Origin of the sequence: Pseudomonas sp. M47T1, from assembly GCF_000263855.1 — a bacterium.
Taxonomy (GTDB): Bacteria; Pseudomonadota; Gammaproteobacteria; order Pseudomonadales; family Pseudomonadaceae; genus Aquipseudomonas.
In genome coordinates, this window is record NZ_AJWX01000017.1 from 1 (window position 1) to 13,058 (window position 13,058).

Annotated in this window: 10 protein-coding genes; 1 reads left to right on the forward strand and 9 read right to left on the reverse strand. The window is 64.0% G+C overall.

Going from position 1 to position 13,058, the window contains the following annotated elements; all coding sequences use genetic code 11:
* Positions 1–206 precede the first annotated feature (206 nt).
* From PMM47T1_RS17705 to pmbA, 5 genes are all read right to left on the reverse strand, one after another.
* Positions 207–818, reverse strand: a complete 612-nt coding sequence (locus PMM47T1_RS17705) for a superoxide dismutase (protein WP_008371400.1) — start codon at positions 816–818, stop codon at positions 207–209.
* Between the two features lies 1 nt (position 819).
* Complete coding sequence (locus PMM47T1_RS17710) at positions 820–1,251, reverse strand: hypothetical protein (RefSeq protein ID WP_008371402.1); 432 nt, start codon at positions 1,249–1,251, stop codon at positions 820–822.
* Between the two features lie 28 nt (positions 1,252–1,279).
* A complete protein-coding gene (locus PMM47T1_RS17715; RefSeq protein WP_008371404.1) occupies positions 1,280–2,656 on the reverse strand; it encodes a class II fumarate hydratase in 1,377 nt (458 codons plus the stop codon).
* On the reverse strand, positions 2,649–3,044 hold the full coding sequence (locus PMM47T1_RS17720; RefSeq protein ID WP_008371406.1) for a hypothetical protein: 396 nt from the start codon (positions 3,042–3,044) through the stop codon (positions 2,649–2,651). The genes PMM47T1_RS17715 and PMM47T1_RS17720 overlap by 8 nt, the downstream gene beginning before the upstream one ends.
* A gap of 242 nt (positions 3,045–3,286) precedes the next feature.
* Positions 3,287–4,633: a metalloprotease PmbA gene (gene pmbA / locus PMM47T1_RS17725; RefSeq protein WP_008371408.1), complete on the reverse strand. Its 1,347-nt coding sequence runs from the start codon at positions 4,631–4,633 to the stop codon at positions 3,287–3,289.
* A 109-nt stretch (positions 4,634–4,742) separates the two neighbouring features.
* Between pmbA and yjgA the strand changes: the two genes are divergently transcribed.
* Positions 4,743–5,264 (forward strand): ribosome biogenesis factor YjgA, encoded by a 522-nt coding sequence (gene yjgA, locus PMM47T1_RS17730; protein WP_008371410.1) that lies wholly within the window; start codon positions 4,743–4,745, stop codon positions 5,262–5,264.
* Between the two features lie 81 nt (positions 5,265–5,345).
* On the opposite strand, the gene tldD is transcribed toward yjgA, so the two are convergent.
* The 4 genes from tldD to rng form a co-directional block, all read right to left on the reverse strand.
* Positions 5,346–6,788 carry a metalloprotease TldD gene (gene tldD / locus PMM47T1_RS17735; protein WP_008371412.1) on the reverse strand — a complete coding sequence of 481 codons (1,443 nt, stop codon included), beginning with the start codon at positions 6,786–6,788 and terminating at the stop codon, positions 5,346–5,348.
* 2 nt (positions 6,789–6,790) lie between these two features.
* The gene (locus PMM47T1_RS17740; RefSeq protein WP_008371414.1) at positions 6,791–7,642 is read right to left on the reverse strand and encodes a carbon-nitrogen hydrolase family protein; all 852 of its coding nucleotides are present in this window, start codon (positions 7,640–7,642) and stop codon (positions 6,791–6,793) included.
* Between the two features lie 18 nt (positions 7,643–7,660).
* Entirely contained in the window at positions 7,661–11,479 is a 3,819-nt protein-coding gene (locus PMM47T1_RS17745) for a YhdP family protein (RefSeq protein WP_008371416.1), read from the reverse strand.
* Positions 11,480–11,543: 64 nt separating this feature from the next.
* Positions 11,544–13,001 (reverse strand): ribonuclease G, encoded by a 1,458-nt coding sequence (gene rng, locus PMM47T1_RS17750; RefSeq protein WP_008371418.1) that lies wholly within the window; start codon positions 12,999–13,001, stop codon positions 11,544–11,546.
* Positions 13,002–13,058: the final 57 nt, after the last annotated feature.

A 13,058-nucleotide genomic window follows, 5' to 3' on the forward strand; every position in this document is an offset into this window, starting at 1 on the left:
GCGCGGCTTTTTTGTTGGGCCATCTTCAAAGAACACGCGCCTACGGGGGGCGCGGTGTATCAGGTATTACGCAGCATCAGTGACGCTTCAGGATCATCACGGGGCGAAGCGGCCCAGGGCTTCGGCGATGATGATCGCCGCGCCCGCCAGCAGCAGCGCGCTGCCCAGGAACAAGCGCAGCCTGGTCAACAACAAACGCCGGTTCATCAGGCAATGGCTGCCCGGTAGCGGCGTTCTACTTCGGCCCAGTTGACTACGTTGTAGAAGGCGTTGATGTATTCAGGCCGGCGATTCTGGTACTTCAGGTAATAAGCGTGTTCCCACACGTCCAGGCCCAGGATCGGGGTGTTGCCGTGCATCAGTGGGCTGTCCTGATTGCCACTGCTTTCCACCACCAGCTGCTTCTCGGGGGTCACGCTCAGCCAGGCCCAACCGCTGCCGAAGCGGGTCAGCGCAGCCTTGGTGAAGGCGTCCTTGAAGGCGTCAAAACCACCCAGTTCCTTGTCGATGGCCTGCGCCACGGTGCCTTGGGGCTGGCCACCGGCCTTGGGTGCCATGACGTCCCAGAACAGCGAATGGTTGGCATGGCCGCCGCCCTGGTTGATCACTGCGGCATGCAGCTTTTCAGGCAGTTGCTTGACCGCACCCACCAGCTTTTCGATCGGCCACTCGGCGTACTCGGTGCCCTCCACAGCAGCATTGAGGTTATTGATGTAGGTCTGGTGGTGCTTGGTGTGGTGAATCTCCATGGTCGCCGCATCCAGGTGCGGTTCCAGGGCATCGTAGGCGTAAGGCAGCGCAGGCAAGGTATAGGGCATTTCAATGAACTCCGTAGTGAGGGGCGGCATGGCCCCGTGGCTCCTGGCCAAACAGCAGCCGGCTGGTACGCGGGTATTCGCCATGTTCGCTAATGAAGGCCAGCAGCTCGGCGTACGTTTTGCTGCTATGGCGCAGCGCTGCCTGGCGCAAGGCTGGCGTCAGCCGTACGTCCTGGGCAGCCTGCAGCAACCGCTGGTGGATCGCGCACAGGTACTCGGCGCTTTCTTCCGGCTGCATCAGGCGCAGGTGCAGGTCAGCAAGGTTGTGATGGGAGATCACGCACGCGGCTACCGCTTCGTCCACATCCGCCCAGCGTTCGAACAACACCTGGGCCAGCGCGAGGGCTTGCAGGTACAACTCCCGCGCATCGACCAGCTCGCCGCGGGCGAAACAGGCGTTGGCCATTTCGATGGTGCGTTTCCAGTGCTGCATGGTGTGCCTCCGAAACGATGAAGGCGGATCAGATCCCGCCGGCGGTGAGCTTTTCCGGGTCCAGCAGGGTTTCCAGCTGGCTGCGCGACAAGTCCGTGTGCTCCAGTGCCACGTCGATGATCGGACGCCCTTCCTTGTAGGCGGTCTTGGCGATCTCGGCGGCCTTTTGGTAGCCGATGATCGGGTTCAGCGCCGTGACCAGGATCGGGTTGCGCGACAGCGCCTCCTTGAGCTTGGCCTCATTGACCTTGAACGTGGCGATCGCCTTGTCGGCCAGCAGGCGGCTGGCGTTGGCCATCAGTTCGATGCTCGATAGCAGGTTCTGCGCGACGATGGGCAGCATCACGTTGAGCTCGAAGTTGCCCGACTGCCCGGCGATGGCGATGGTAGTGTCGTTGCCGATGACTTGGGCGGCGACCATGGCCGTGGCTTCCGGGATCACCGGATTGACCTTGCCAGGCATGATCGAGGAGCCAGGTTGCAAGCCTTCCAGCTCGATTTCGCCCAGGCCGGCCAGCGGGCCGGAGTTCATCCAGCGCAAGTCGTTGGCGATTTTCATCAGCGACACCGCCGCGCCCTTGAGCTGCCCAGACACCGACACGGCGGTGTCCTGGGAGCCGATCAACGCAAACAGGTTCTGGCCTTGGGTGAATTCCACGCCGGTCAGCAAGCTCAGTTGATGGCTGAAACGCCCGGCGAACTGTGGGTGCGCGTTGATTCCGGTGCCTACCGCAGTGCCGCCCTGGGCCAAGGCTTGCAGGCTGGGCAGCAGGCCGCGCAGATGGGCGATGTTGGCGCGCACCTGCGCAGCCCAGCCGTTAAGCACCTGGCTCATGCGCACGGGCATGGCGTCCATCAGGTGGGTACGGCCCGTCTTGACGTAGGCGTGCACCTGCTCAGCCTTGCGTTCGATCACCTGCACCAAGTGCTCCAGCGCCGGCAGCAATTGTTCGTGCAATGCCAGCGCGGCGCTGACATGGATGGTGGTGGGGATGATGTCGTTGCTGCTCTGGCCACAGTTGACGTGGTCATTGGCGTTGACCGCCTCGCCCAGGGCTCGGGTCGCCAGGGTGGCGATCACTTCGTTGGCGTTCATGTTCGAGCTGGTGCCCGAACCGGTCTGAAAGATATCGACCGGGAAGTGCTGCATGAAGTCACCAGCCAGCAATTGCTGGCAGGCCTTGACGATGGCATCGCCCTGGGCGGCGCTGATCTGCTCCAGTTCGACGTTGGCCTTGGCCGCCGCGGCCTTGGCCAGCACCAGCGCGCGAATGAACTGCGGGGGCATGCGTTGCTGGCTGATGGGGAAGTTGTTCACCGCGCGCTGGGTCTGGGCACCGTACAGGGCCGCCTCCGGCACCTGCAGTTCGCCCATGCTGTCGCGCTCGATTCGGGTATTACTCATCGGGATGTCCTTGCAGCAGATCGGAAAAGGAAATCGATGGCGCCAGCGTGCACACGGCCAATTGACGGCCATGCTGGTGCCACAAGTGCAGGTGTTCTGGGCTGCGTGCGGCCATGCGCATGTCGCGCAGGGGGCGATAGGCCTGGTCCAGGCACAGGCAGCGCCAATGCCAAGGCAGCGCAGGGTCGGTGGCCGTGTCCAGCAGCAGGCGGAAGCAGGTACGGGCAGCCGTCCAGGCCGAGGTGGCGCCGCAGCTGATCAGGAAACGACCTTCGGCCATATAGTCTTCGATGATGCGCGGATCGTTCGGCGTCAGTGCGCAGCGGATCTGCCGGCTTAACCAGCGCCAGTTTTCCAGGTAGGACTGCTCTTGAACGGCGGATTTCATCGACGCGGCCTCATGGCGATAATGATATTTATTATTAATTGATATTGAGAATCAAAACAAGCGCAAACACAAAAGGCGTGTCGCCTGAAAGCGACACGCCTTTTTTTGTTCTGCTGTGATCACTGTGGGAGCGGGCTCTGCCCGCGAAGCGTTTACCGCGCTTTGTCAGGAACTGCACCATGAGCTTTTAGCGGGCAGAGCCCGCTCCCACAACACATTCCGACGTATTCGCAGCGATCAGATCAGCTGCCGGCCACCGTCATGCGCTCGATCAGTACAGAGCCCGTACGCACGTTGCTGCGCAGCTCCAAGTCGTTGCCAACGGCGACGATCTGGCGAAACATGTCCTTCATGTTGCCGGCAATGGTCACTTCCTGCACCGGGAACTGGATCTCGCCGTTCTCTACCCAGAAGCCCGCCGCACCGCGAGAGTAGTCACCGGTCACCATGTTCAGGCCATGGCCCATCAGCTCGGTCACCAGCAGGCCGCGGCCCATCTGTTTGATCAGCGCCGCCTGGTCCTGGTCGCCATGGGTGACGAACAGGTTGTGCACGCCACCGGCGTTGGCGGTGCTGGGCATGCCCAGCTTGCGGCCCGAGTAGGTACTGAGCACGTAGGACACCAGGCGACCGTTTTCGACGAACGGTTTGGCGTACGTGGCCAGGCCATCACCATCGAACGCCGAACTGCCCATGGCGCGCATCAGGTGCGGCCGTTCGTCCAGGGTCAGCCACTCAGGGAACAGCATCTGGCCCATGGCGCCTTCCAGGAACGACGACTTGCGGTACAGGTTGCCGCCGGAAACGGCCGAAAGGAAGCTGCCAAACAGCCCGCCCGCCAGTTCGGCACTGAACAGCACCGGCACCTCGCAGGTAGGCACCGGGCGCGCGCCCAGGCGGCCGGCGGCCCGTTGCGCGGCGCGTTGGCCAATGGCGGCGGCATCCAGCAGCAATTCGCCCTGACGGCTCACGTCATACCAGTAATCGCGCTGCATCTGGCCGTCAGCTTCGGCGATCATGACGCAACTCAGACTGTGGCGGGTCGATGCATAACCACCGATAAAACCATGGCTGTTGCCATAGACACGGCAGCCCTGGTGACTGCTCAGGGTGGTGCCATCAGCGTTCTTGATGCGCGCATCGGCGTCGAACGCGGCTGCTTCACAGGCCAGCGCCCGCTCGATGGCCTGCTCCGGGCTGATGTCCCACGCATGGAACAGGTCGAAATCCGGCTGTTCACGGGCCATCAGGTCAGCATCAGCCAGGCCCGAGGCCTCGTCTTCAGAGGTGTGCTTGGCAATGGCCAGGGCGGCGGCCACGGTTTCACGAATGGCCTCCGGGCCGCTGGCCGAGGTGCTGGCCGAGCCCTTGCGCTGGCCCACGTACAAGGTGATGCCAAAACCCTGGTCGCGGTTGAACTCCACGGTTTCCACTTCGCGCTGGCGCACCGAGGTCGACAGCCCCTGCTCCAGCGACACCGCCACTTCACAGGCGCTGGCGCCCTGGCGCTTGGCTTCGGCGACGATTTGCTCGACCTGCTCCTGCAGGGCCGGCAGTGCCGCGGGACCGACGCTTTGAATTGCGTTCATGGTGTTCTCCACTCAAATTCTTCTGTCATCAGGGGGTCAAGCTACGACCGGGCCGGACAAGCGGCCCCTGACTGGTTATCATGGCGGCGTTTATTAGCGGACTGCCCCCATGGTTGATTCTTACGACGACTCCCTCGACGAGGGAAAAAGCAAAACTCAGGTCAAACGCGAGCTGCACGCGCTGGTTGATCTAGGTGAGCGCCTCACCACTCTCAAGGCCGATGTACTGGCCAAGTTGCCCCTGACCGACGGTCTGCGCCGTGCCCTGGCCGAAGCGCCGAAGCACACGGCCAACATCGCACGCAAGCGGCACATCCTGTTCATCGGCCGGCTGATGCGCGACCAGGACACTGACGCGATCCTGCAATTGCTCGATCAACTCGATGCCTCCACGCGCCAGTACAACGAACGCTTCCACAACCTGGAACGTTGGCGCGACCGTCTGGTCGTGGGCAACGACGAGGTGCTGGAGAAGTTCGTGGGCGAATACCCCGACGCCGACCGCCAGCACCTGCGCCAGCTGATCCGCCAGGCCCAGCACGAGACCGCACAGAACAAACCGCCAGCGGCCACGCGTAAAATCTTCAAGTACATCCGTGAGCTTGACGAGACTCAGCGCGGGTTGCGCTGAGCAGCTTTTAAGCTACAAGCTGCAAGCTGTTCACCGCCAGCTTGGCTGGCAACTCTTGTAGCTTGCAGCTCCCAGGCGCCGTCAGGCGCCTGTGCCACCTACGGTGATCGCATCAATCTTCAGCGTCGGCTGGCCAACGCCTACCGGCACCGACTGCCCATCCTTGCCGCACGTGCCCACGCCGCTGTCCAGCGACAGGTCGTTGCCCACCATCGATACCTTGCTCATGGCTTCCGGGCCGTTGCCGATCAACGTCGCACCCTTCACCGGGGCGGTGATCTTGCCGTCTTCGATCAGGTACGCCTCGCTGGTGGAGAACACGAACTTGCCGCTGGTGATGTCCACCTGGCCGCCGCCGAGGTTGGCGCAGTAGATGCCGCGCTTCACCGAGGCAATGATTTCCGCCGGGTCGCTTTCGCCGCCCAGCATGTAGGTGTTGGTCATGCGCGGCATAGGCAGGTGCGCGTAGGACTCGCGGCGGCCGTTGCCGGTCGCGGCCATGCCCATCAGGCGGGCATTGAGCTTGTCCTGCATGTAGCCGGTGAGCACACCGTTCTCGATCAGCGTGGTGCATTGGGTGGGCGTGCCTTCGTCGTCCACGCTCAGCGAACCACGGCGGCCGGCCAGGGTGCCGTCGTCGACGATGGTGCACAGCTTGGAAGCCACCATCTCGCCCATGCGGCCGCTGTAGTTGGAGCTGCCCTTGCGGTTGAAATCACCTTCCAGGCCATGGCCCACGGCTTCGTGCAGCAACACGCCGGACCAGCCTGAACCCAGCACCACCGGCAAGGTGCCGGCCGGCGCGGGAATGGCCTCCAGGTTCACCAATGCCTGGCGCAAGGCCTCGCGGGCATAGCCCATGGCGCGGTCTTCCTGCAGGAAGTAGCGGTAGTCGGTACGGCCACCGCCACCATGGCCACCGCGCTCGCGGCGGCCGTTTTGCTCGACGATGACGCTGACATTGAAACGCACCAGCGGCCGCACGTCAGCGGCCAGGCTGCCATCGGCAGCCGCGACCAGGATGCGCTCCCAGACACCGGCCATGCTCACGCTGACCTGCTGGATACGCGGGTCCAGGGCGCGGGTGGCGACGTCGACGCGCTTGAGCAGCTCGACCTTCTCGGCGCGGCTCAGCACGTCCAGGGGGTTATCGGGCGCATACAGCTGGGCCACGTCCTGACTGCTGAACGCCTGCACGCGGCCGTTCTGGCCGGCGCGGGAAATCGAGCGCGCAGCACGGGCGGCCTGCAGCAGGGCGTCCTGGGTGATGGTGTTGCTGTAGGCGAAACCGGTCTTCTCGCCGGACTGGGCACGCACGCCCACACCCTGGTCGAGGTTGAAACTGCCTTCCTTGACGATGCCGTCTTCCAGCGACCACGACTCGGAAATCTGCCCCTGGAAATACAGGTCGGCAGCGTCGATGCCCGGCCCCGCGAGTTCGCCCAGCACCGACTGCAGGCTGTCCAGGGTCAAGCCGCCGGGGGCCAGCAGGTGCTCGCTGACGGTGGATAACATCTCGCTCATAATCACTCCGCGATAGACGCAGGCCGCGTGGCGCCCTGCGAGAAAAAGCGCCGGTGACTGGACACCGGCATCCGCGCCCGTATGGACGCCTGTTCGCTGCTGTCCCGTTCGGCCAGCAGCACGGCTTCGCCTTGATCACGCTGGGCGACGATGCGCCCCCACGGATCGACGATGGCCGCGTGCCCGTAGGTCTCGCGCGGCCCTGGATGTGTTCCGCCCTGGGCCGCCGCCAGGACGTAGCATTGGGTTTCAATGGCACGGGCACGTATCAACACGTCCCAGTGCGCCGCGCCAGTCACGGCGGTGAAGGCCGAAGGCGCGGTAATCAGTTCGGCGCCAACCTTGCGCAGTTCGCTGTACAGTTCCGGGAAACGCAGGTCATAACATACGGTCAGCCCCAGGCGTCCGACCGGCGTGTCGGCCACCACCACTTCCTGCCCATGAGCATAGTCGTCCGACTCACGGTAACGGCCGCGGCTGTCGGCCACGTCAACGTCGAACAGGTGCAGCTTGTCATAGCGCGCCACTTCCTCGCCCTGCTCATCTACCAGCAGCGAGCAGGCACGCACCTTGGCATCGGGCTGCCCTTGCGGGGGCAGCGGCAAAGTACCGGCCACTATCCATAAGTTGAGGTCGCGGGCCGCCTGTTTCAACCATGGCAGGATCGGGCCCCGACCAAGGGCTTCATTGCGACCGATATCAGCGCTGTCGCGACGCCCCAGGGCCGAGAAGTTCTCTGGCAGTACCGCCAGCCGGGCACCGCCGGCAGCAGCTTCTTCCAGCAAGCGCCGGGCGCTGGCCAGGTTGGCGAGCACGTCGCTCTGGCTGACCATTTGAATCACTGCCACCGTCATGACTGGCTCCTGCTGCTGTCAGTTGGCTTTCTGGAACGGCTTGTCAAAGGTAATCTTAGGCTCTTTCCATGGCCCTTGAACCTTGTACTGCACACTGGCGAAGCGGGCAACGCGGTCGCCCAGCAGCTTGTCCACCAGGAACAACGCGCCACCGATCGCCGGTGCGCCCACCAGCAGCGCCGCGATTGGCAGGTTGGTGGTAACCGGCAGGGTCACCAGCAACTTGGCATCAACCCGGTCCTGATTCATGTCCAGGGTACCGTTGAGCTCCAGGTTGGTGGAGGGGCCGGTCATGGTGATGGGTTCGCGGGTCACGTACACGCCATTGCTGGCCACCAGCAGACCTTTGACCCGATCGTAGCCCAGGCCTTTGCCCACAAGGTCCGAGAAGTCCAGGCGCAGGCGACGGCCAATGGAGTTGAAGTTCAACAGGCCAAACACGCGCAAGGCCTGGGCGCTGCCGTCCACCTCGACGAACTGGCCGCGGTTGAGCGTGGCGTCCAGGCTGCCGGAGAAGCGCTTGAGCGCTGCCCACGCCGGCGACCCCGGCCAACTGCCGTCCACATTCAATTCAAAGTCCTGGCTGGTGGTGCTAGGCGCATAGCCCCAGGCCTTGAGCACGTCCGCAAGGTTCTTGCCCTTGAGGTTGCCCTTCAGCCAGCTGGCCGACGCCCCGGGGGGGCCTTCCCAACTGCCCTGCCCCACCAGGCTGATGCCTTTGAGGCCCAGGTCCAGGTCCTTGAGGGCGATACCCTTGCCATTGGGGCGTATTTTCAGCGACCAGGCGCCCATCAGGTCGTTGCCCTGGTACATCTTGAGGATTTTCAGGTCCACCGCCGGAATCTTGCGCGGGTCTACCGAGGCCAGCGGGTCCGGGGCATTTTCGTCGGCCACGACCTTGGGGTCGGGGGCCGGCAGCCGCACGGTCTGCAGGTCCACCAGAATCGGCACGCCCTTGGTGTCGGGCAGGCTCGCAGTACCGGTGACCTGCTTGCTGTCCACCGACAGGTTCCAGGCAGTAGCGCTGCGGTTGAGCAGCACCCGCGCCTGATCCAGGTCGAAGCCCAGGCCGGTGACCTTGCCGATTTTCAGGTCGACGCTGTTGAGGGTCTGGCGCGCACTGCCGCCCGGGTCATCGCCGGCGTAGTGGTCAACCTGGGCCTTCCACGGCGTCACGTCCAGGCTGTCCAGGGTGCCACGCAGGCGTAGGCCCTTGTCCGCCGGCAGTTGCGGCGTACCGGAGCCCAGCAGCAATTCGCCGCGGCCGTCCGCCAACTTGCCGCCGGGGGCCAGGTAGGCCAGGTTCGCCAGGTCGCCGTAGCTCACGTCTATACGCCGGTCGGTGCCTTGCAGGTTCATCTGGAACTGGGTGTCGCGGGTGTCGGTGGCACCTTTGCCGAACGGCGCGGGCAGGTCGATGGCCAGGCCCTTGAGGTCGCTCTTGATGCTCAACTGGTTGTTATTGCTGCCCAGGCTGACCTGCAACTGGTACGGCAGCTCACCGGAGGCTGGCAGGTCAGGGTTCACCTGCAGCCAGTCAGTCAGGCGGCGCAGGCCAATGACACCCTTGGCGTTGATACGTGTGAGGGGACTGCCCGGCTTGCCCTCGGCGCTGATCTGCGCGCTGACGGGCCGGTCGAAAGCCTGCGCGGCAATGTTTTGCCCACTCAGGCCCTTGTCGTAGTCGAAGCGGAAATTGCCCTTGAGCTGGCTCAGGTCCAGGGCCGGCTCCTTGATTTTCAGGGTAGCGCCTTCGGTCTTGAAGTCCACCACGACCTTCGGCTCCTGGCCCTTGACCAGGGGAATGTCCAGATTCAGGTTACCGTCCAGCGGGCCAGTGGCCTGCCAACCGGCGAAAACCGGCCCGGTGCCGATGGGCGCGTCCTGCAGAATCTTCACGCCATCGCCCAGGGTGCCGGCGAAATCGCCTTTCACGTACAGGTGCGCATGCTGATCAGCCGGCACGTGGGGCACGGTCACTTCGACATTGCTGACCTGGGTGTCCAGCATCTGGCCCTTGCTGGCCTCGATGCGCACATCGCCATCCTGGATGAACACATCCCCGGCCACCTTGGACACTTCCGGCCAGCCTGGCTGGAACGCCAACCGCGCGTCATGCACCTTGAAATACAAGGTGATGCTGCGCGAATGATCGGGGGCCGCATGGCTCAGCGAGCCTTGGTACTGGAAATAACCCTGGTCGACCGCGCCTTCCAGGATAGCCGTGCGCAGCCAGTGATCCACCGCCGGGCTAAGCACCTGGGGCAGGTATTTGGCCGTGTAGCGGCCGTCGCCCTGGGTAAGCCCGACACGCAGGTCCATGTAGGGCTCGACGTCATCATGGAACGGCAGGCGGATCAGGAAATCGCCGGCAATGTCGCCCTCGTCGCCCTTCACCTTCAGGTACGGCGCGACCAGGGTGAAGCCGTCCTGGTTGATTTTCCAAGTCAGCCGCGCGTTGGCCTGGTGGTAGTCCCACGGGTTGGCGAAGATGGGGTACAGGTGCAGCATGAACTTGTCGGTGGCCAGGCGCAGTTCGCCTTGCCCCAGGTTGCCGCTCACAGCGCCACTGACGCCCCCAGCCGCAGGCGCGCCGTGGGTGGCCTGGAAGCCGACGTTGTCCAGGTTGGCGGCAAAGCTCAGACGCTCGTCGCCGGTGGCCTGGGGGCGGTAGTCCAGCAGCACGTTGCGCAGCCCGCCGGTGACTTTCAAGGCATCGACCACAGCGGCGACCTTGTCCGGCAGGGGCACCAGGGCATCCAGCACCGGGGTCACCTGGGCCAGGTCGAGGCGGTCGGCTTGCAGGTGGTAGGTCTGCAGGGTCGAGTCGGTGGCATCGGACTCGCGCAGTTGCAGGTGCGATTCCCAGCGGCTCTTGCCCAGGTCCATGGCCAGGGGGTCGAGGGTTACGTCATAACCTGCGCCAGTGCGCTGGAACCAGCCGTTGAGGGCCAGGTTGTCGATGCTGATGGGCGCGCGATCGGCATAGGCGCCCCTGAAGGCCGGGGCGTTGAGGCGCACGGTCGCGCTTTGCAAGGCGCCCTTGCCCCATTGCGCCCAGACCTCACCACCGGCCTTGAGCCGGTTGAGCTTCCACTGTTGCGTCAATTGCGGCGGCAGCCAGCGCGACCAGTCGCTTTGGGGCAGGCTCAGGTAGGCCTGGGCCTCGGCGTCCTGCCAATGGGCTGCGTCGATGCGCGTGCGCAGGTTAAGGGCCAGGGGTTGCCCGTCGGGCAGGGTCAGGCGCAGGTCCAGGCGCTGGCGGCCAAAACCGTTGGTCAGGCTGGCCCCCACGTAGGTCAGGGTCATGGGCGCCCGATCGAAGGGCTCCAGGGTCAACTGACTGTCGAGCACCGAGACCTTGCTGACCTGCTGCATGCGCGAAAGAATCTGCCCCGGATCCGTGGGGCCGTCGCTGTGCGGCAAAGGGATGCCCTTGAAGGTCCACTGGCCGTCCTGCGCTTGCTCGGCCGTCAGTTGCAAACCACTGACCTCCAGGTGCGCGATGCGCACCGAGCGGGTGCGCACGCTGGCCCACAGGTCCGGCACCACGCGCACCTGGTCCAGGCGCAGGGCGCTGTCGCCCTCACCCACCGTCACGTCGTGGGCCATCAGCACAGGGGCCATGCCCGCCCAGCGTCCTTCCAGGCCACCGATGCTAACCGGCATCCCCAGCGCTTCGCTGGCCTTGTCCTGCACCTCATAGCGGTACTGGTCGACCAGCGGCACCAGTTGGCGCCCAAGGCTTACGTACACCGCCACCAACACCAGCACCAGCGCGCACAGGCCCAGCCCCCAGCGGGTCAGGGCACCCAGCAATCGCGTCAGACGCTCCATGCGCAGGGGGTCCCGGAACAGGTGGTGAGGTCAGTGGCACACAGCCACGCGGGGGTGAACGAAATCAGAGGAGCACCACGTCGTATTGTTCCTGGGAGTACATGGACTCTACCTGAAAGCGAATGGTTCGCCCGATAAATGCTTCCAGTTCCGCTACATTGCCAGACTCTTCGTCCAGCAGACGGTCCACCACCTTCTGATTGGCCAGTACCCGGTAGCCTTCGGCCTGATAGGCACGCGCCTCACGCAGAATTTCGCGAAAGATCTCGTAGCAGATGGTCTCCGGTGTTTTCAGCTTGCCGCGCCCCTGGCAACTGATGCACGGCTCGCACAGTACCTGCTCCAGGCTTTCACGGGTGCGCTTGCGGGTCATCTGCACCAGGCCCAGCTCGGTGATGCCGATGATGTTGGTCTTGGCGTGGTCGCGCTCCAGCTGTTTTTCCAGGGTACGCAGCACCTGGCGCTGGTGCTCTTCATCTTCCATGTCAATGAAGTCGATGATGATGATGCCGCCGATGTTGCGCAGGCGCAGCTGGCGGGCAATGGCGGTGGCCGCTTCCAGGTTGGTCTTGAAAATGGTTTCTTCGAGGTTGCGGTGGCCGACAAAGGCGCCGGTGTTGACGTCGATGGTGGTCATGGCCTCGGCCGGGTCCACCACCAGGTAGCCGCCGGACTTGAGCGGTACCTTGCGGTCCAGGGCGCGCTGGATCTCGTCCTCGACACCGTACAGGTCGAAAATGGGCCGCTCGCCAGGGTAATGCTCCAGGCGGTCGGCAATTTCCGGCATCAGCTCGGCCACGAACTGAGTGGTCTTCTGGAAGGTTTCCCGGGAGTCGATGCGGATTTTCTCGATCTTCGGGCTGACCAGGTCACGCAGCGTGCGCAGGGCCAAGCCCAAGTCTTCGTAGATTTCGGTGGGCGCGCCCACCGTCTTGATCTGCGCGCCAATCTGGTCCCACAGGCGGCGCAGGTAACGGATGTCCATCAGGATCTCGTCGGCACCAGCGCCTTCGGCCGCGGTGCGCAGGATGAACCCGCCCGCCTCCTTGATGCCTTCCAGCGCCACGCAGTCGCTGACCACCTTTTTCAAGCGATCGCGCTCGGCTTCGTCTTCGATCTTCAGGGAAATGCCGACATGACTGGTGCGTGGCATGTACACCAAATAGCGCGAAGGAATGGACAACTGGGTGGTCAGGCGCGCGCCTTTGGAGCCGATCGGGTCTTTGGTGACCTGCACCACCAGGCTCTGGCCTTCGTGCACCAGGGCGCTGATGGTTTCCACCGCCGAGCCTTCGCGCAGGGAAATTTCCGAGGCATGGATGAACGCCGCGCGCTCCAGGCCAATATCCACGAACGCGGCCTGCATGCCTGGCAGCACGCGCACCACCTTGCCCTTGTAGATGTTGCCGACGATGCCGCGGCGCTGAGTGCGCTCGACATGGACTTCCTGCAGAACACCGTTCTCTACCACCGCCACGCGCGATTCCATCGGCGTGATGTTGATCAGAATCTCTTCACTCATGGCAGGGTCTCGTCAAAGGTAGTCACCGAAAATGATGGATTACGCCGTACTTGTCGA

Coding starts and splice junctions, on each gene's coding strand:
- PMM47T1_RS17705 (WP_008371400.1), bottom strand. CDS start 818: ATGCCCTATACCTTGCCTGCGCTGCCTTACGCCTACGATGCCCTGGAA.
- PMM47T1_RS17710 (WP_008371402.1), bottom strand. CDS start 1,251: ATGCAGCACTGGAAACGCACCATCGAAATGGCCAACGCCTGTTTCGCC.
- PMM47T1_RS17715 (WP_008371404.1), bottom strand. CDS start 2,656: ATGAGTAATACCCGAATCGAGCGCGACAGCATGGGCGAACTGCAGGTG.
- PMM47T1_RS17720 (WP_008371406.1), bottom strand. CDS start 3,044: ATGAAATCCGCCGTTCAAGAGCAGTCCTACCTGGAAAACTGGCGCTGG.
- pmbA (WP_008371408.1), bottom strand. CDS start 4,633: ATGAACGCAATTCAAAGCGTCGGTCCCGCGGCACTGCCGGCCCTGCAG.
- yjgA (WP_008371410.1), top strand. CDS start 4,743: ATGGTTGATTCTTACGACGACTCCCTCGACGAGGGAAAAAGCAAAACT.
- tldD (WP_008371412.1), bottom strand. CDS start 6,788: ATGAGCGAGATGTTATCCACCGTCAGCGAGCACCTGCTGGCCCCCGGC.
- PMM47T1_RS17740 (WP_008371414.1), bottom strand. CDS start 7,642: ATGACGGTGGCAGTGATTCAAATGGTCAGCCAGAGCGACGTGCTCGCC.
- PMM47T1_RS17745 (WP_008371416.1), bottom strand. CDS start 11,479: ATGGAGCGTCTGACGCGATTGCTGGGTGCCCTGACCCGCTGGGGGCTG.
- rng (WP_008371418.1), bottom strand. CDS start 13,001: ATGAGTGAAGAGATTCTGATCAACATCACGCCGATGGAATCGCGCGTG.